General features: G+C 64.6%; 13 protein-coding genes. 10 read left to right on the top strand and 3 right to left on the bottom strand.

Annotation, left to right across the window (positions count from 1 at the left end; translation table 11 throughout):
- Nucleotides 1–17 precede the first annotated feature (17 nt).
- The 3 genes from bioB to DOM57_RS07965 all read right to left on the bottom strand — a co-directional run bounded on the left by bioB (nucleotide 18) and on the right by DOM57_RS07965 (nucleotide 5141).
- Nucleotides 18–1106, bottom strand: a complete 1089-nt coding sequence (gene bioB / locus DOM57_RS07975) for a biotin synthase BioB (protein ID WP_110648697.1) — start codon at nucleotides 1104–1106, stop codon at nucleotides 18–20.
- Between the two features lie 183 nt (nucleotides 1107–1289).
- Complete coding sequence (glgP, locus tag DOM57_RS07970; RefSeq protein WP_110648696.1) at nucleotides 1290–3806, bottom strand: alpha-glucan family phosphorylase; 2517 nt, start codon at nucleotides 3804–3806, stop codon at nucleotides 1290–1292.
- 126 nt (nucleotides 3807–3932) lie between these two features.
- Nucleotides 3933–5141, bottom strand: a complete 1209-nt coding sequence (locus DOM57_RS07965) for an acetate/propionate family kinase (protein WP_110648695.1) — start codon at nucleotides 5139–5141, stop codon at nucleotides 3933–3935.
- 605 nt (nucleotides 5142–5746) lie between these two features.
- On the opposite strand from DOM57_RS07965, the gene DOM57_RS07960 reads away from it, so the two are divergent.
- The 10 genes from DOM57_RS07960 (at nucleotide 5747) to DOM57_RS21755 (ending at nucleotide 19476) form a co-directional block, all read left to right on the top strand.
- Nucleotides 5747–7057 carry an MFS transporter gene (locus tag DOM57_RS07960; RefSeq protein ID WP_110648694.1) on the top strand — a complete coding sequence of 437 codons (1311 nt, stop codon included), beginning with the start codon at nucleotides 5747–5749 and terminating at the stop codon, nucleotides 7055–7057.
- A gap of 140 nt (nucleotides 7058–7197) precedes the next feature.
- Nucleotides 7198–8862 (top strand): NAD(P)-binding protein, encoded by a 1665-nt coding sequence (locus DOM57_RS07955; RefSeq protein WP_110648693.1) that lies wholly within the window; start codon nucleotides 7198–7200, stop codon nucleotides 8860–8862.
- Entirely contained in the window at nucleotides 8859–12476 is a 3618-nt protein-coding gene (gene nifJ / locus DOM57_RS07950; RefSeq protein ID WP_110648692.1) for a pyruvate:ferredoxin (flavodoxin) oxidoreductase, read from the top strand. Before DOM57_RS07955 ends, nifJ begins: the two co-directional genes overlap by 4 nt.
- 60 nt (nucleotides 12477–12536) lie before the next feature.
- Nucleotides 12537–13610, top strand: a complete 1074-nt coding sequence (locus DOM57_RS07945) for a dihydroorotate dehydrogenase-like protein (RefSeq protein WP_204352895.1) — start codon at nucleotides 12537–12539, stop codon at nucleotides 13608–13610.
- The gene (locus DOM57_RS07940) at nucleotides 13600–14538 is read left to right on the top strand and encodes a phosphate acetyltransferase (protein ID WP_110648691.1); all 939 of its coding nucleotides are present in this window, start codon (nucleotides 13600–13602) and stop codon (nucleotides 14536–14538) included. The genes DOM57_RS07945 and DOM57_RS07940 overlap by 11 nt, the downstream gene beginning before the upstream one ends.
- 73 nt (nucleotides 14539–14611) lie before the next feature.
- Entirely contained in the window at nucleotides 14612–15994 is a 1383-nt protein-coding gene (locus DOM57_RS07935) for a V-type ATP synthase subunit B (RefSeq protein ID WP_110648690.1), read from the top strand.
- Nucleotides 15995–16007: 13 nt separating this feature from the next.
- Nucleotides 16008–16556, top strand: coding sequence for a V-type ATP synthase subunit D (locus DOM57_RS07930; protein ID WP_162619483.1), 549 nt, complete (start codon nucleotides 16008–16010; stop codon nucleotides 16554–16556).
- Nucleotides 16553–18358: a V-type ATP synthase subunit I gene (locus DOM57_RS07925; protein ID WP_110648688.1), complete on the top strand. Its 1806-nt coding sequence runs from the start codon at nucleotides 16553–16555 to the stop codon at nucleotides 18356–18358. Before DOM57_RS07930 ends, DOM57_RS07925 begins: the two co-directional genes overlap by 4 nt.
- Complete coding sequence (locus tag DOM57_RS07920) at nucleotides 18346–18792, top strand: ATP synthase subunit C (protein WP_110648687.1); 447 nt, start codon at nucleotides 18346–18348, stop codon at nucleotides 18790–18792. The genes DOM57_RS07925 and DOM57_RS07920 overlap by 13 nt, the downstream gene beginning before the upstream one ends.
- A 9-nt stretch (nucleotides 18793–18801) precedes the next feature.
- Nucleotides 18802–19476 (top strand): hypothetical protein, encoded by a 675-nt coding sequence (locus DOM57_RS21755; protein WP_162619482.1) that lies wholly within the window; start codon nucleotides 18802–18804, stop codon nucleotides 19474–19476.
- The last annotated feature ends 32 nt before the right edge of the window (nucleotides 19477–19508 follow it).

The following is a 19508-nucleotide window of genomic DNA, read 5'->3' as shown; positions in this document are numbered from 1 at the left end:
GAGAGAGTCATCGCGATTCAGCGCGGCGCGGCGGCGTCGGTGACTCTCTCGCCGATCCTGGCCTGGGCCAGCGTTTCGCGAATCGCGGCTTCGTGGGTGGCGTCGTCGAAGTCTTCGCGGCGTTCCGGATGCAGACCGAGGCGCTCGAACAGTTGGCGGTCGTGGCTGGCCTGGGGGTTCTGCGCGGTAAGCAGGCGTTCGCCGTAGAAGATGGAGTTGGCACCGGCGAAGAATGCCATGGCCTGGGTCTCGTCGCTCATCAATTCGCGACCGGCGGCGAGGCGTACATGAGAGCGCGGCATGAGGATTCGGGCAACGGCAATGGTGCGCAGGAAGTCGATCGGGTCGAGATCCTCGACGTGCGCCAGCGGCGTTCCCTCGACACGGATCAGCATGTTGATCGGCACGCTTTCCGGATGTTCGGGCAGATTCGCCAACTGCTGCAGCAGGCCGGCGCGGTCATCGACGCTCTCGCCCATACCGAGAATGCCGCCGCAGCAGATCTTCATGCCCGCCCGACGCACGTTGTCCAGCGTCTCCAGACGGTCGGCGTAGGTGCGGGTGGTGATGATCTCGCCGTAGTACTCGGGCGAGGTGTCGAGATTGTGATTGTAGTAGTCGAGCCCGGCGTCGCTGAGCTGCTGCGCCTGCTCGGGACTCAACATGCCCAGCGTCATGCAGGTCTCCAGCCCCATCTCACGGACGCCGCGAACCATCTCCAGCACGTAGGGCATGTCGCGGGCACTGGGGTGTTTCCACGCCGCGCCCATGCAGAAACGGCTGGCCCCGACCTCGCGGGCCTTGCGCGCCTGTTCGAGTACCGCTTCGACCCGCATCAGCTTCTCGCGCTCGAGCCCGGTGTCGTAGTGACCGGACTGCGGGCAGTACTTGCAATCCTCCGGGCAGGCACCGGTCTTGATCGAGAGCAGCGTGGAGATCTGCACCGCGTTGGGGTCGAAGTGTTCACGGTGAACGCGCTGGGCGCGAAACAGCAGGTCGTTGAACGGCAGCGCCAGCAATGCCTGGATCTCGCCGCGACGCCAGTCGTGGCGCAGCGTCGCCGGTAAGTCCGGAAGTCCCTGATTCGACGTCGTCGGCTGGGTCATGGTCTCAGTCAACCTTCATGTTTTTTGAAGTTGACCAAAGAGTGCCATGCCCCATGGTCAACTTCAAATAATAACGAGGTTAACGGCAAGGCCCGAGTTTCCGATGAGCCAGTGCTTGCCGTAATGCCATTCACTCAAGCATCGAGACCATGGGTGTTTCTCTCCCGCCCTAGTCCACCTCTCTCAGCGTTGCCACAGAACGCGCGGCTCCTCCATCGGCAACGCCACTGCGTCGTGCCAGGGACGCACTCGTATCGTATAGTCGTCTACCGGCCGACTGGCTTCGATGTCGACCGTGAAAAGACAGGCATCCGGCCTGGCGCCGGGTTCGGCAGGCATGTCGACACAGGCCGATTGGTCTCGTTCGGTAGCCTCGGCATAGAGTTCGACACGCACCTCGTCGGGCGCGAGCCCCCCGAGGTGCAGCCAGGCTTCGAAGCGGTGCCGGCCGTCCGCGCTGACCACGCGACAATCGCCGAAGCGCAGTGCCGGCCAGGTCTGCTCGATCGAATGGCGCCAGTCGGCGATCTCCCGCCCCAAGGCGCCAGCGTTGGCGGCCCGGCGCCGGAAAGCCTCCGCCGCCGGGCGGTAATAGCGTTGGTAATATTCCCGCAGCGTGCGGCTGACGGAGAATCGCGGCGTCAGACTGCTCATGCTGGCACGCATGCGTTCAACCCAGGCCTGGGGAACGCCCTGATCATCGCGCTCGAAGAAGGCTGGCAGGATCGAGTGTTCGAGCAGGTCGTAGAGCGCCTCGGCCTGAGCTGCATCCCTGGCGGGATCGTCGCCGTGCTCCTGCTCGTCGCCCAGGGCCCAGCCGACCTCGGGACGATACGCTTCCACCCACCAGCCATCGAGTTCGGATAGATTGAGGCCACCGTTCACCAGCACCTTCATGCCACTGGTGCCGCAGGCTTCCCAGGGCCGGCGTGGCGTGTTGACCCACACATCCACGCCACGCACCAACTCCTGGGTCAGGCGCATATCGTAGTCGGCCAGGAAGATCACCCGCGACCGGGCGTCGGGACGGCGCGAGAACGCCACCCACTGGCGGATCATTTCCTGCCCGGCGAGATCCGCCGGATGCGCCTTGCCGGCCACCAGCAGTTGCATCGGCCGCGCCGGGTCGTTGAGCAGGCGCGCCAGCCGCTCGGGATCGTGCAACAGCAGGTTGGGACGCTTGTAGGTCGCGAAGCGTCGGGCGAAACCGAGCGTCAACGCGTTGGGGTCGAGTACGTGACGGGCCCACTCGATGGTCTCGACGCCGCCGCCGGAGACCGCCACCTGACGGGTCAGCAATTCACGGGCGTAGGCGATCAATTGCTCGCTGGCGGTCTTGCGGAATTCCCACAGCCGCGCCGCGGGTACCTCGCACATGGCGGCGCTCAGTTCGTCCTCTCCCGAGAGCCAGTGCGGCTGACCGCAGAAATGGCTCCACAACGACTCTGCGGCGTGCGAGGCCCAGGTCGGCATGTGGACGCCATTGGTGACATGGCCGATGGGGAGTTGATGGGTCGGCCAACGCGGGAACAGCGGCCGGAAAATCTCCCGCGAGACTTGCCCATGAAGGCGACTGACGGCATTCACCGCATGGCTGCCGCGACAGGCCAGATAGGCCATGTTGAAACGTTCGCTGGTATCCTCGGGGGCGCTGCGCCCCAGCGCCAGCAGCGACTCGATGCCGATGCCGAGACGCCGGTCGGCGTACTCGCCCAGATAGCTGGCGATCAGCGCCGGCGAGAAGCGGTCGAAGCCCGCCTCCACGGCGGTATGGGTCGTGAACAGGTTGCCGGCACGGGTGATCGCGAAGGCGACATCGAAGGGTTCCCCGGTACGCTCCATGCGTGCCCTGGCCCGTTCCAGCACCACCAGCGCGGCATGGCCTTCGTTGAGGTGGCAAACCTGGGGCTCGATACCCAGCAGTTCCAACAGGCGCCAGCCGCCAATGCCGAGCAGCATCTCCTGCTTCAGGCGCACTTCCTCGTCGCCGCCGTACAATTCGCTGGTTATCCCGCGGTAGGTGGGATAGTTGGCGACATCGTTGCTATCCAGCAGATAGAGTTTGGTGTTGCCAACCCGCGCTTCCCAGGCCCGCAGCCAGATCGAGTAGCCCGGTAGCCGGACCTCGATCCGCAGCCATTCACCGTCCGCCGTGCGCACCGGCGAGATCGGCAATTGACCGGGATCGTTGTAGGGGTAGAGCGCCTGCTGGCGCCCCTGGACATCCAGGCTCTGGCGGAAATAGCCGCGCTGGTAGAGCAACCCCACGCCGACCAGCGGCAGATGGAAATCGCTGGCTGCCTTGAGTTGGTCACCGGCGACGTTGCCGAGTCCGCCGGAGTAGATCGGCAGCGCTTCGCTGAGCATGAATTCCATGCTGAAGTAGGCAATGGTAAAGGGTTCGCCATCGCCGCCCAGCGAGCCCTCGGGATGCGGTGTCGCATGCCGCTGGCGATCCGCTATCAGTCCGCGCAGTTGGGCGGCCGTCTCGGCGTCGGAGAGAAAGGCGGATAGCCGTTCGCGGGAGGCCGTCTGCAGCACCGCCCAGGGGTTGTGGGTGAGTTCCCATAGACGCGCATCCAGGGCGCGCCAGATCCAGTCGCTCTCCTGGTGCCAATTACGGCTCAGGTCCAGTGCCAACTCGACCAGATGTTCATAGCCGGGAACGTCGCTTGCCGTGGATTCGCTGGGGGACGCCATCGATTCATCTCATCGCAGGGGCCACGCTCGTCGTCGGTCATGACGACGCGGGCCGGGCCGACCATTCGACGACGCCTTTGCGGGCACCATCGATCCAATGCCATGGCACACGACTGCCATGGAACGCTACTCGCCGTTGCGCTGACGCCACAATCGCCATACGTGGCGCGCCAGCATGCCTTCTTCATCGGTGGGCATCACGCGGACCTCGACGCGGCTTTCGGCGCTGGAGATCACTCCGACCGGGGAGCCACGATTGGCTTCCCGGTCACAATCCACCCCGAAAAGCGGCTGCAATCGGGCGCATAGCCGCTCGCGGATCGGCGCCGCGTGCTCGCCGATGCCGCCAGTGAACACCAGGCCATCGAAGCCCTGCATCACCTGGGCCATGCGCGCGCACTCCTGGGCCAGACGCTCGACGAAGTATTCCACGGCCATGGCGGCTCTCGGTTCGCGGCTGGCGAGCAGTTCACGCATGTCGCTCGATATCCCCGAGAGTCCCTTGAGCCCGGAATCATAGTAGAGCAGGTGACGCAAGCGGTCGACGCTCATGCCCTGCCCCAGCAGATAAAGCAAGGCACCGGGGTCGAGCGATCCGCAACGCGTGCCCATCGGTAAACCATCCAGCGGGGTCAGGCTCATGGTGGTGTCGATGCTGCGCCCGGCCTGCATCGCGCACAGGCTCGCCCCGCCCCCCAGGTGCGCGACCACGGTGCGGCCGTGGAACAGATGCGGCGCATCGGCCTCCAGGCACTGGGCAATGTACTCGTAGGAGAGGCCATGGAAGCCATAGCGTCGCAACCCTTGCTCGAAATGGTCGTATGGCAACCCGGTCAACTGATGCAAGGTGTCGCGGTGAAAGTGGAAGGCGGTGTCGAAGCCGGCGATCTGCAGAATATCGGGAGCGATGGACTCGATCATCTCGATGGCCGCCAGCGCCGGTGGCTGATGCAACGGCGCCAGTACGCCGAGGGCCTCGATTTCGCGCTTGACCGCCGCGTCGATCACCACGGAAGCGTCGAAGTGGGAACCGCCGTGCACGACCCGATGGCCGATGGCGAACGGCTGGAATCCACTCAAGTCGCGCTCGATGGCTTCGCGCAACAACCGGTACGCCGCGGTATGGTCGGCGACGTCGCCGGCGGCGAAGGTATGCGACTCCAGCGTCTCGCCGGTGGCATCGACCAACGCCATGTGGGGCCGGTGTGCGCCGATACCCTCCATGTGTCCATGCGCATAGATCACCGGCCCCTGGGCATCGAGTTCGAAAAAGGAGAGTTTGATACTCGAGGAGCCCGCATTGACGATCACGATACCGGGGTGCTGTGTTTTCATCGAAAGGCCATTCTCCACGGTGTTTCGATCGTTCAATCGAGGGTAAGAAATCGAGGACACGAACAGGACAGTCGCGCGAAGTCTCTCAGCGTCCATTCGCAGATTCACGGGAGAGGTTCAAAACGCGAACGATTCCGTTATCCGCGTCCTCCCCGCGCCCGAGGCTTCACAAGATATCGCGATATTTCGTGAATTGCACCAACAATGCTTTATTGAATACAACTCATTGTTTTTCTAACTGACAGCTAAGAATAAATCATATAAACGCAAATCATTACCAACGATTGGACGCCACATAAAAACCACACATACAAACAATTCATTGATTTAAATCAAAAACGATGAAAAACATCGTGAGCCGCACAAAACCTCTGCCATTCCTCAATAACTATTGATTATAGAAATCATAATTGGAATTCGCTTGAAACGATTCACCCCTTCCCGTCGAATGACTAAAAAATGGAACTCATCTCATGCTGTACCGAACTGAGTTGTGGTCAATTGACGCACTCGCTTTCATCACATCTTATGCGTGCTAACTTCTGCCAAAGTGGGTTTGGAATTTTCTGAGTGGGATCGAAATCAGCCACATTGGGAACCAGATAATGACACGTCATTATTCCGTAAATAATCCTTCCGCCGCGCTGTCCGGCGATGAGAATCAACGCCTCAATCCTGTCTTCGTTGCCGCCTGGCTGGTCTGCGTCCTGTTCTATTTCACCCAATACGGGATGCGCTCGGCACCGGGAATCATGCTGCCGGAGCTGGAGCAGGCATTGAATGCCACCAGCGGCACCATTACCTCCATCATCGGACTCTATTTCTATACCTATGCCCTCTCTGCCCTGGTGTCGGGGTTGCTGCTCGATCGCATCGGTCCACGCCGGGTCGTGCCCGCGGGCATCCTGCTATTGGCCTTGGGAGCGATACTGTTCGGCCTCGGCTCGGTGTTCGCCGCCAGCCTAGGGCGTCTACTCCAGGGCGCCGGCTCTGGCGTCGCCTTCACCGGCGCGGTCTACCTGGCGACACGCGGTTTTCCACGCCAGTGGCTGGCCACGGCGGTGGGAGTGACCCAGTGCTTCGGCATGCTGGGAGGTTCCATTGGGCAATCGGTGGTGGGCCCGTTGATACATTCGGTCATCGGCTGGCAGCAGTTCTGGTTCTTCGCCGGTGGCGTGCTGGTGCTGATGAGCATGGCCATGCTGGCCGTGACACCGGGAAACCGGCGTCCGGTGCCCATCGAGGCAGCCGATGGCAGCGAGCGCGAGAGCCTGCTGGAACCCTACAAGGTGGTGCTGCGCAATCCGCACTCCTATCTCTGTGGCATCGTCTCCGGCCTGATGTTCATGCCGACCAACATCGCCGACATGATCTGGGGGATTCCTTTTCTGGAGCAGGCCCAGGGCGTCAGCTACGAACAGGCCGTGACCCGCATCAGCATGATCCCCCTGGGCTGGGTGATCGGTGCCCCGCTGCTGGGTTATATCGCCGACGCACTCGGCCGCCGCAAGCCGGTGCTGATCGGCGGCATCGTGTTGATGCTGGTGTTCGGCGCGACGATCGTCTACCTGCCATCCGGCTCCACGCCGCCCTACGTCATGGGACTGCTGTTCGGCGTCGCCTCCGGGGCCGCGATGATTCCCTACACCATGATCAAGGAGTTGAATCCGGACAGGGTCAAGGGCACCGCCACGGGCACGATCAATTTCATCGTGTTCGCCTCAAGCGCGGTGGCGACCCCCATCATCGGTAATTTCATCGGCCATCTCTCCGGTACCGGCGACCTGACCGTGGCCTTGTTCCGGGAAGTGGACATGATCTACGTGGCGGGACTGGTACTCGCCATCGTGCTGACGTTCTTTATCCGTGAATCCGGCACCGGCAGGCCGCCTCGGGTTCATACCGTCGATCCGTGAGCATCATGGGGGCCGGCCCGGCAAGTCGTCCCCTGCCCACCCGACCGACCACGACAGCGAGGGCCGAAGCAGCCCGTCGCATTCCGGGACCACGGCACCGCCGCAGTCCCCGACCGTTATAGCCAGAGGAGTCCTCCGAGATGAGTTCCTTGCACGACGACATGAGCCCCAGGGTCGACTTCACCCAGCGTCATGCGGTGGGTCGCAGGCGGACCCAGCATCCCGAGTACGTCGATCTGAAGCCTCCCTGCAACCACGCCTGCCCGGCTGGCGAGAACATCCAGGCCTGGCTGGACAAGGCCCAGGCCGGGCGCTGGCGGGAAGCCTGGGAGATCCTGGTCGCCGACAATCCGTTTCCAGCGATCCACGGACGGGTCTGCTATCACCCGTGCGAGGGCGGGTGCAATCGCGGCCAGCTCGATAGCCCGGTCAGCATCCATTCGGTCGAACGCTATCTGGGCGATCTGGCCCAGCGCGAAGGCTGGGTAGTACCCAAGGCCTCCCCCAGCGGCAAACGCGTGCTGGTGGTGGGCGCCGGTCCCAGCGGGCTTTCCGCCGCCTGGCACCTGGCGATTCGTGGACACGAGGTCGAGATTCACGACGCCGGGAACCAGGCGGGAGGGATGATGCGCTACGGCATTCCCGCCTACCGATTGCCACGCGACGTGCTCGACCGGGAGATCGCACGCGTCGAAGCGCTGGGCGTGAAATTCGTGCTGGAACACCAGATCGAGGATCTGCTCGACGTGCAACGCTCGGGCAACTTCGATGCGGTCTACGTTGCCATCGGCGCCCAGGTCGGGCGCCACATCGATATCCCCGCGCGCGACGCCGCCCAGGTGCTGGACGCGGTCGCCCTGCTGCACGCCACGGCCACTGGCGAACGCCCGCGACTGGGCCGACGAGTGGCGGTGTATGGCGGCGGCAATACCGCGATGGACGCCGCGCGAACCGCGCGTCGGCTCGGCATCGACGAAGCGATGGTGATCTACCATCGCGATCAGACCCGGATGGGCGCGCAACCCTCGGAACTGCAGGACGCGCTGAGCGAGGGCATCGAGGTGAAGTGGCTGTCGAGCGTCAAGGACATGGACGGACACAACGTCACCGTGGAGAAGATGGCCCTGGACGACGACGGCCAGCCGCAACCGACCGGTGAATACGAGACGCTGCAGGCCGACACCCTGGTGCTCGCCCTGGGGCAGATCACCGATGTCGACTTCCTGCGCCGGGTGCCGGACATCGAGATCGCCGCGGACGGTACCGTACTGGTCGGCGAGGACATGCAGACCGGCCATCCCGGTATCTTCGCCGGCGGCGACGTGGTCCCGACCCAACGCAGCGTGACCCAGGCCACCGGGCTCGGCAAGCGGGCCGCGCGGCATATCGACGCCTGGTTGGCGGGTGGACGCTGGCAGTCCCCGCCCAGCCGCCGCGTGGTCGATTTCGAGGCCCTGCATCTGCCGCTGTTCGACGATGCCGCCCAGGCCCATCCGCGGGAGCTATCGTTGGCCGAGCGCCTCGATTTCGACGAGGTCGTGCAGGGCATCGACGAGCCCAGCGCTCGCCACGAAGCCAGTCGATGCCTCTCCTGCGGCAACTGCTACGAATGCGACAACTGCTACGCCGCCTGCCCCGAGGACGCCATTCTCAAGCTCGGCCCCGGCCAGGGATACCAGGTGGACCTGACACTCTGCACCGGCTGCGAGGCCTGCTACGAGCAGTGCCCCTGCCACGCCATCGACATGGTTGCCGAGACGGCGGTTCCCGAAACGGATGGGCACGCACTGGAGGTCGCACGATGAGCACACGAGCCACACTGGACGCCAACACCGCGGTTGCCCAGGTCGCCTACGCCCTCAACGAAGTGTGTGCGATCTACCCGATCACGCCGTCTTCGCCGATGGCGGAGCTGGCCGACGAATGGGCCGCCGCCGTACGCCCCAACTTATGGGGCAACGTACCGGTGGTACAGGAGATGCAGGCCGAAGGCGGCGCCGCCGGCACGGTCCACGGTGCGTTGCAGTCCGGCGCGCTGACCACGACCTTTACCGCCTCCCAGGGGCTGATGCTGATGCTGCCCAACATGTTCAAGATCGCCGGCGAACTGACACCGACGGTGTTCCATGTCGCGGCACGTGCGCTGGCCGCCGGGGCCTCTTCCATTTTCGGCGACCACCAGGACGTGATGGCCGCGCGCACCACGGGCTTCGCGCTGTTCAATTCGGCGTCGGTGCAGGAGGCCCACGACGCGGCCCTCATCGCCCAGGCCGCCAGTCTGCAGTCGAGAATACCGTTCTTGCACTTCTTCGACGGCTTCCGCACCTCACACGAGGTGAACACGATCGATCTGCTGGACACCTCGGTGCTGCGGGAGATGATCGACGACGAGTTGATCCGCGCGCATCGCCTGCGCAGTCTCGATCCTGAGCATCCGTTCATTCGCGGCACCTGGCAGAACCCGGACACCTACTTCCAGACCCGCGAGGCGGTCAACCACTATTACGCCGCCGTGCCCGGGATCGTGCAGGCGCTCATGGAGCGTTTCGGCGCGCTGACCGGTCGCCACTATCGCCTGTTCGAATACGAAGGCGCGCCCGATGCCGAACGCATCGTCGTGGCCATGGGCTCCGGCGCCGAAACCTGCCGCGAGACGGTCAAGGCGCTGGTGGCGGCCGGCGAGAAGGTCGGCATGGTGCAGGTGCGGCTCTACCGGCCGTTCTCCGTCGAGCATTTCCTGGCGGTGCTGCCCGCCAGCGCGCGCCGCATTGCCGTCCTCGACCGCACCAAGGAGGCGGGCGCCACCGGCGAACCCCTGTACCAGGACGTGGTATTGACCCTGGCCAACGCCTGCGCCCGCGGCGAGCGCGACACGATGCCGCGCATCGTGGGTGGGCGCTACGGCTTGTCGAGCAAGGAATTCACGCCGGCCATGGCCAAGGCCGTGTTCGACAACCTCGCGGCGGCCGATCCCAGAAACGGTTTCACCGTGGGGATCGACGACGACGTCACCCATCTCAGCCTCGACTACGACCCCACCTTCTCCATCGAGTCGCCGGAAGTCACTCGGGCGGTGTTCTTCGGCCTTGGTGCCGACGGTACCGTCGGCGCCAACAAGAACAGCATCAAGATCATCGGCGAGGATACCCCGCTCTACGCCCAGGGCTACTTCAACTACGACTCGCACAAGTCCGGTGCCCAGACCGAGTCGCACCTGCGCTTCGGCCCGGCGCCGATCAAGGCGCCCTATCTGATCGGCCAGGCCCAGTTCGTGGCCTGCCACAAGTTCGAGTTCCTGCAGAAGCTGGACGTGCTGGATGTGGCCATGCCCGGCGGCACGTTCCTGCTCAACGCCCCCTATCCGGCGGAGCACGTGTGGCAACACCTGCCGCGCTCGGTGCAGCAGGCGATCATCGACAAGCGGTTGGACTTTCATGTGATCGACGCTTCGGCGGCGGCCCGCGAGTTGGGCCTGGGGCAACGGGTGAACACCATTCTGCAGACCTGCTTCTTCGCGCTCTCCGGGGTACTGCCGCGCGACGAGGCCATCGCGCACATCAAGGAAGCCATTCGCAAGAGCTACGGCCGCAAGGGCGAGCACATCGTGCAGCAGAATTTCGCCGCGGTGGATGGCGCACTGGCACGCATGTACCCGGTCGAGGTGCCCGCGGCGGTGGCTGCCGATGCCGCGGAACGTCCTCCGCTGGTACCGGCCGACGCACCGGATTTCGTGCGCGAGGTGACGGCCCGCATGTTCGCCGGGAAAGGCGACTTGATTCCGGTCAGCCAGATACCCGCCGACGGCACCTTCCCTTCCGCCACCAGCGCCTACGAGAAACGCAATGTCTCCGACGTGGTGCCCGAGTGGCGCTCGGATCTGTGCATCCAATGCGGGCAGTGCAGTTTCGTCTGCCCCCATGGGGTGATCCGCAATCGCTACTATGCCGAATCCGAGTTGGCGGGAGCCCCGGAAGGGTTCCCCTCGATGGAGATCAATACCCGAGGCTTCCCGGATACCCGCTACACGCTACAGATCTACCTCGAGGACTGCACCGGCTGCGGGCTGTGCATCGAAGCCTGCCCCGCCACCAGTCCGCTGGAACCGGAAACCAAGGCATTGAACCTGGTCGACAAGCTGCCGATCCTCGAACGCGAGCGCGACAACATCCGCTTCTTCGAGCATTTGCCGGTCAACGACCGCGCCCGGGTCGATTTCGCCAACGTGCGTGGCGTGCAGTTCCTGCAGCCGCTGTTCGAGTTTCCGGGGGCTTGCGCCGGTTGCGGCGAAACGCCTTACCTGCGCCTGCTCAGCCAGTTGTTCGGTGATCGCATGCAGGTCGCCAACGCCACCGGATGCTCGTCGATCTATGGCAGCAATCTGCCGGTGACGCCCTGGGCCAAGAACCATGAAGGACGCGGACCGGCGTGGTCGAATTCACTGTTCGAGGACAACGCTGAGTTCGGCCTCGGTTTCCGCCTGGCCGCCGACCAGCATCTGGCGCTGGCGCGACAGCGTCTGAAACAGTTGGCGCCAGAAGTGGACGAAGCGCTGAGCCAGGCCATACTCGATGCCGAGCAGATCGACGAGTCGCAGATCCGTGCCCAGCGCGAACGGGTCGCACAGCTCAAGACGCGGCTGCTGGCGATGGAGACACCCAGCGCGGAAGCCGAGGAGTTGCTCTCGGTGATCGACCACCTGGTGCGCCGCAGCGTATGGATCATCGGTGGCGACGGCTGGGCCTACGACATCGGCTACGGCGGTCTCGACCATGTGCTGGCCCAGGGCAAGGACGTCAACGTGCTGGTGCTGGATACCGAGGTCTATTCCAATACCGGTGGCCAGTCGTCCAAGGCCACGCCGCTCGGCGCGGTGGCCAAATTCGCCGCCGCCGGCAAGCGCACCCCGCGCAAGGACTTGGCGCTGCAGGCGATCGCCTACGGCAACATCTATGTCGCCCAGGTCGCCATGGGCGGCAATCCGCAGCACACCCTGCAGGCTTTCCGCGAGGCCGAGGCCTACCCCGGCCCTTCGTTGATCCTGGCCTACAGTCAGTGCATCGCCCACGGCATCGACATGCGCCAAGGCATGCATCAACAGGGCCTGGCGGTGGATACCGGCTATTGGCCGCTGTTCCGCTTCAATCCGGCGCTGCGCCAGGTCGGCCTCAATCCCTTCAGCCTGGACTCTCCGCAACCCAAGCTGCCGCTGGAAGCGTATGCCTACAACGAGGTGCGTTATACCTCGCTGGCACGCCATCACGCCAAGGAGGCCGCCGAGTTGCTGGCCGAGGCCCAGAAGCAGGTCAACGAGAAGTACTGGCAGTACGTCGACCTGGCCAATCGCGATGGCAGCCGTTTCTCGCTGGACCCGACGCAAGCCGGGGCCGAAAGAGAACCGAACCGGGACGTCACGGCATGAACCGATATGCCTTTGCCCCATTCTCTGCCTTTACCCCACTCTCGTATCGGGAGAGCTGACATGGATACCACGACCCTGGATCTCACCACCGGCTATCTCGGCCTGACCCTGCGCAATCCGCTGGTTGCCTCGCCGTCGCCGGACAATGCCGATCTGGGCCATCTGCGGCAACTGGAGGACAACGGTATCGGCGCGGTGGTGCTGCCCTCGCTGTTCGAGGAGCAGCTTTCGGCCCGGGCGCGCTGGCTGGACGATCTCGAACGGAACACCGAGGCCCATAACCCCGAGGCCAGCGGCTACTTCCCGCCTCAGGTACTGGAAGGCCCCTACGGGGTCGGTCCGGATGCCTACCTCGAGCTGATCCGCCAGGCCAGGGCGGCGCTGGACGTGCCGGTGATCGCCAGTCTCAATGGGGCGACGCCGGGCGGCTGGGTCGATCACGCGGCCGCCATCGAAGCCGCCGGCGCCGATGCGCTCGAACTCAACATCTATTATGTGCCGGTGGAACTCGAACAGGGCGGCAGGGAGATCGAGGAGCGCTACCTTCAGGTGCTGAGTGCGGTTCGCGCCAAGGTTCGAATCCCGGTCGTGGTGAAGATGCCGCCCTATTTCAGCGCGATCGCCGACATGGCCAGCCGCTTCGTCGATGGTGGCGCCGATGGCCTGGTGGTGTTCAATCGCTTCCTGCAGCCCGACATCGATCTGTCGCGCATGACGCTCTCCAGCGAGTTGGCGCTGAGTCAACCTGAGGAGATGCGTCTGGCGTTGCTGTGGGTCGCGGTGCTCCATGGCCGCCTGCGCTGTTCGCTGGCGGCTTCCACTGGCGTCGAAACCTCGGAGCAAGTGGTCAAGTATCTGCTGGCGGGTGCCGACGTGGTGATGACCACTTCGGCGTTGCTGCGTCACGGGCCGGGGCACGTTGCCACCCTGCTGGCCGGGCTGCGCGCGTGGTGCGAGGCGCGAGGCGTGGCGTCGCTGGCGGAGATTCGCGGCCTGATGAGCCGGGAGCGCCTGCGGGATAATGTCGCAGGCGTCTATGAACGCGCGAATTATCTGCACCTGATAGCGCATTATTCCAGTCACCAGGCTTATCGAGCCTTGTTCGGCAAAGGAGCCCATCATCGTGTCCCGTGACCACTATCAGGCCCTGCTCGAACGCTGCAACGGCTTGCAACCGGTGCCGACGGCCGTCGTCCATCCGTGCGAGGCCCATGCCCTGGAAGGCGCGCTGGAGGCCGCTAGGCTCGGCCTGATCGCACCGCTGCTGGTAGGGCCGCGGGACAAGATCGAAGCCACCGCCGAGGCGCTCGGTGTCTCGCTCGGCGACTTGCCGGTCGAAGACGTGGCGCACAGTCACGCCGCCGCCGAGCGCGGCGTGGCACTGGTGCGCGAGGGACGCGCGGAGATGCTGATGAAGGGCAGTCTGCACAGCGACGAACTGCTGCACGCGGTGGCCGCCCACGACAGCGGCTTGCGCACCGAGCGCCGCCTGAGCCACGTGTTCGCGATGAGCGTACCCAGCTACCACAAGCCGCTGTTCGTCACCGATGCGGCGGTCAATATCTTTCCCACCCTGGACGACAAGGCCGATATCTGCCGCAACGCCATCGACCTGCTCAAGGTATTGCGCGTGGAGCGGCCCAAGGTCGCGATCCTGTCCGCGGTGGAGACCATCACCGCCAAGCTGCCCTCGACCCTGGAAGCCGCCGCGCTGGTGACGATGTCGCACCGCCACCAGATCGAGGGCGCTTTGCTCGACGGGCCGCTGGCGTTCGACAATGCGATCAGCCTGGAAGCCGCGCAGACCAAGGGCATCGACTCCGAGGTGGCGGGCGACCCCGATGTCCTGCTGGTACCGGATCTGGAGGCCGGCAATATCCTGGCCAAGCAGTTGATCTATCTGGCCGGCGCCGAGGCCGCCGGCATCGTGCTCGGCGCACGGGTACCGATCGTGCTGACCAGCCGTTCCGATTCGATTCGCGCGCGCATCGCCAGTTGCGGCATCGGCACCCTGCTCGCCTCGGCCCGGCTCGAGCGCGCGCTGGCATCGTTGGCCGGTTGAACCGCCATGCGGCGGAAAGGCCTATCATGAATCTCACCGTCGCAAGATTCGGGAACAGGAGCAGTATCCTCTCATGACACGCGAATCGACTTCCTTCCGCGGCATCCTGTCGATCGTCGGCGATATCGTCGAGGTCGACGCCCAATCCGCCCAGCGCCTGGGCATTCTGCCCCGCAACCGCGAACTGGCGATGATCGAACAGGATGGCCGCGCGTTTTCGCTGGCCCAGGTGGCGCGCATCGACCGCGACCGGGTCTCGCTGCAGGTGTTCGCCGGTACCCAGGGGCTGTCCAATCGGGCCCAGGTGCGTTTTCTCGGTCAGTTGATGCAGGCGATCTACTCCACCAACATTTTCGGCCGGGTGTTCAACGGTGCCGGCCAGCCGGTGGATTTCGGCCCCCGGCTCGACGAGGACCCACGGGTGGAGATCGCCGGCCCCACCGTCAACCCGATGGCGCGCATTCTCGCCTCGCGCATGATCCGCACCGACATCCCGATGATCGATGTCTTCAATTGCCTGGTGGAAAGCCAGAAGATTCCGATCTTCTCGGTGGCCGGCGAACCCCACAACGCGCTGATGGCGCGTATCGGCATCCAGGCCGACGCCGACGTGGTGGTGTTCGGCGGCATCGGCCTGATCTACGACGACTTCCATACCTTCCGCAAGGCATTCGAGGATGCCGGGGTGCTGTCACGCAGCGTGATGTTCGCCAACCTGGCCTCGGACCCTGTGGTCGAGCGCACGCTGATTCCCGATCTCGCGCTGGCGGTGGCGGAACACCTGGCGGTGGAGGAAGGCAAGCGGGTGCTGGTGCTGCTGTCGGACATGACCGCGTTCGCCGACGCGCTCAAGGAGCTCGGTATCGCCATGGAGCACATTCCCTCCAACCGTGGCTACATGGGCGACCTCTACTCGCAGCTCGCGCGCCGCTACGAGAAGGCCTGCGATTACAAGGGCGCCGGTTCGGTCACCATTCTCAGCGTGACGACCATGCCCGGCAACGACGTCACCCATCCGGTGCCGGACAACACCGGCTATATCACCGAGGGCCAGTTCTATCTCCACGATGGCGTGATCGACCCGTTCGGCTCGCTGTCGCGTCTCAAACAGAATGTGGTCGGCAAGCAGACCCGCGAGGATCACAGCCAGATCATGAACACGATGATCCGCTACTATGCCGAAGGCGTCGAAGCCGAGCAGAAACAGTCCATGGCCTTCGATCTGTCGCCGTTCGACCGCAAGCTGCTGCGCTTCGCCACCGCCTTCCGTGAGCGCTTCATGCGGCTCGACGTGCAGATGCCGCTGGAATCCGCGCTGGATGCCTGCTGGGCCCTGCTGGCCGAGTGTTTCGAGCGCGACGAGATCGTCATCAAGCAATCCCTCAAGGACACCTACTGGCCCGACCATGCAGACGACAACGCCGACGCTGAACAAGAGCTCGCTCAGTCGTCTTAAACGACAGCGGGAAATGTACCAGCGCTATCTGCCGGCGCTGGAAATGAAGCAACGCATGCTGCTGATGCTGCAGAAGCAGGCGCAGTCACGCATGCACGAGTTGCGCGAACAGAGGGAGGCATTGCAGGCGGAGGTCGGCGAGGAACTGTCGATGCTGGCCGACGACATGCCGCTGCCGCAAGCGCCGCTGCAGGTTTCCGGCGTGCGGGTGGTGGAGGAGAACCTGGTCGGCGTCACCCTGCCACGCCTGGAGGGTATCGACATCGAGCGCCACGCCTATGGCTTGCTCAGCCAGGCGCACTGGATGGAGCGCCTGGTCGAACGCAGCGAGACGATGCTGCGACTACGCATCGAAACCCAGGTGATGGAACGGCGGCTCGCGCTGCTGGACGAGGCCAGCCGTACGGTGACCCAGCGCGTCAATCTCTTTTCCAAGGTGATGATACCGACGGTCAGCCACCAGATCGCGCGCATCGATCTCTATCTCGCCGACCAGGAACGCGCTGCGGTGGTGCGTTCCAAGCTGGCCAAGCAGAAGCACGCCGCGGAGGGCAAGCGATGAGCATCGTCAGCATGCGCCGAGCCACCCTGATCGGCAGCCGCCGGTACAAGCGCGACGTGCTGCGCCAGCTCCAGGCCGCCGGCGTCGCCCACGTCGATACTCGCAACCTCAGCAGCGGTGAGCCCCATCGCGACCACGTGCAGTTGCTCGAGGCCCTGGACTATCTGCTGGCCTGCCCTCAGCGACGACGCCTGCACTGGCCGGATAGCCGCCCCGAACTCAGGCCCCTGCTGCGAGAGATTCATGATAACCGCAGCCAGCGCGAGCAAATTCAGGATCGCCTGACCCTGCTCCATCGCCACCGCCAGGAACTGCTGCCCTGGGGCGAGTTCGAATTCCCCGAGTTCGATGCCATCGGCGGCCAGCGATTCTGGTTCTATCTGGTGCCGCTGGGACAGCGCCACGCCGTCACCGATATCGCGCTGCCCTGGGTGGTGGTCAACCGGGACCACCGCCAACTCTATCTGGTGGTGATCTCCCCTACCGAGCCCGCCCCGGAGCAGGTTCCGTTCGAGCGCTCCCATACCGGAGGCCTGTCGCTACGCGCAATGAACGCCGAGGAGACCTCGCTGCAGGCCGAACTGGAGCAACTCGATGCCGAACGCTACCTGTTGACCCAATGGATCCGCTACCTGGCCGGTCAGGTCGCCCAGGCCAGCAACGCCGATGCACTGGGCCAGGTGGAACGCGCCAGCCATGACGACGATGACCTGTTCGTGCTGGAAGCCTGGGTGCCCGCCGACCGGATTCCGGCGCTGGAGTCGCTGTGCGAAGTGTCTCGCGCTGCTCTGGTTCATCGCCCGCCCGAACCCGGCGAGGAACCGCCGATCCTGCTCGACAACCCGGAGTGGGCGGCGGGCGGAGAGGAAGCGCTGAAATTCTTCCAACTGCCCGGCTATCGTAGTTGGGACCCGTCGATGATGCTGTTCTTCTCGTTCTCGCTGTTCTTCGCCGTGATCCTCGCCGATGCCGGCTATGCGCTCGCGGGCGGGCTGCTCTGCCTGCTCGCCCGGCCGCGCTGGAAGCACAGTCGTACCGGTCGCCGCCTGGGCAACCTGGGACTGTCGATGTTCGGCGTTTCGCTGATCTACGGCGTGGTGGTGGGCAGCTACTTCGGTGTCACCCCGCCAGCGGATTCTTGGCTCGACCGGTTGCATTGGCTCGACATGGACGACTTCGGCACCATGATGACGCTGTCGATCGCAGTCGGCGTACTCCACCTGATCCTGGCCAACGCCATCGCCGGCTGGTACGCCCGGCCCCGCTGGCGGGCACTGGGCTATCTCGGCTGGGTCGCGATGCTGGCCTGTGGCTTCCTGCTGTGGCGGTCGACCCAGCAGACGATACCCGCGCCGTTGTTCGACACACCCTGGCCCTATGGCCTGATCGCCGGCGCCCTGCTCGTACTGGGCTTCTCCAGCGAGGCGCCCTTCGATACCTGGCGCCACCGGCTCGAACACCTGACCGGTGGACTGACCTCGCTGGCCGAACTGACCCAGGCTTTCGGCAACGCCTTGAGCTACATGCGACTGTTCGCGCTAGGGCTCTCCAGTGCCTCGCTGGCGGTCACCTTCAATCAGCTCGCGCTGCAAGCGCGCGACGGCCTGGATGGCGGCGGCACGCTGGCCTTCCTGATGATCCTGCTGCTCGGGCACGTGCTCAATTTCGCGCTGGCGCTGATGGGCGGCGTCGTCCATGGCCTGCGCCTCAATCTGATCGAATTCCTACGCTGGGGCGTTCATGGCGAGGGCCGCCCCTATCGTGCATTCGCCAACAAGGAGGAGTCGACGTGGATCAAGTGATTCTGGTGCTCGGATGGATGGGCATCTATGCCCCGGTTGCCCTAGGTACGATCGCCAGTTCGATCGGCTGTACCCTGGCCGGCCAGGCCGCCGCCGGGGCGATGCTGGATGTCGAGAGCGGCTACGGCAAGTTCATCGGCGTTGCCGCGATGCCCTCGACCCAGGCGATCCTCGGCATCGTGATCATGTTCACGCTCAACCGCGAGGTTACCGTGGCCAACGGTGCCGGCATCGCCGCCATCGGCCTGCTTTCGGGTATCGCGTTTCTGTTCAACGGCATCTACCAGGGACGTTCCCTGGTCAGTGCCATCGATGCCTCCAAGCACAAGCCGGAGGTCTTCGGCATGTCGCTGGCGCCGGCGGCCATCGTCGAGGGGTTCGCGGTGTTCACCTTCGTCTTCGCGCTCGTGCTGAGCGGATCGTTACCGGATTGAGGCCAACCCATGAGTTCTTCCGCCGAGTCGAATAGCCAAGGCATCCAGGCGCTGATCGACAGCCTGCGCGAGCAGGGCGTCGAAGCGGGACGCCAGCAAGCCACGCAGATGATCGAGGAGGCGCAGCAACGCGCCGAGTGGCTGGTCAAGCAGGCCGAGGAGGAGGCGACCGCGGTGCGCGCGGCGGCCGAGGCCGAGGCCGAGGCCCTGAGGCAATCCGGCCACCAGGCGCTGCAGTTGGCCTATCGCGATCTCTGTCTGACCGCCAAGGATACTTTCGCCAAGCAGTTCGCCCGCGAGTTGCAGACACTGATCCGGGAGTCGCTGGAGTCTCCGGAGATGCTGTCGCGACTGATTCTGGAGGCGGCCGGCCGTGAACCGGTTCCGCCAGACTTGAAGGGCAAGGCTCTGCTGCCGGAACGGGTGGTTGGCGTCGAGGAGTTGCGCGCCAATTCCAAGGCACTGCACGAGGGCCCGCTGCCGGCGCTGCTGGCGGAAGTCGCCGGCAAGATGCTGGAACGCGGCATCGTGCTCAAGGGCGACAAGACGGTCGCCGCCGGGGTGCGCTTCGTGCTCGAAAACGGGCAGGTCGAGGTCGACCTGAGCGACGAGGCGATCGCCGCGATGTTGTTGCGCCACCTGCAGCCGCGTTTTCGTGCCCTGCTGGAAGGGGTGGTCAATTGATTCAAGGGCCGGGAAAGCGCGGTACCGGTTGA

This window comes from Salinicola peritrichatus, from assembly GCF_003206715.1.
Lineage (GTDB): Bacteria > Pseudomonadota > Gammaproteobacteria > Pseudomonadales > Halomonadaceae > Salinicola > Salinicola peritrichatus.
Note: the sequence above shows the minus strand (reverse complement) of the source record. Positions and strands in the feature narration are given on the sequence as shown.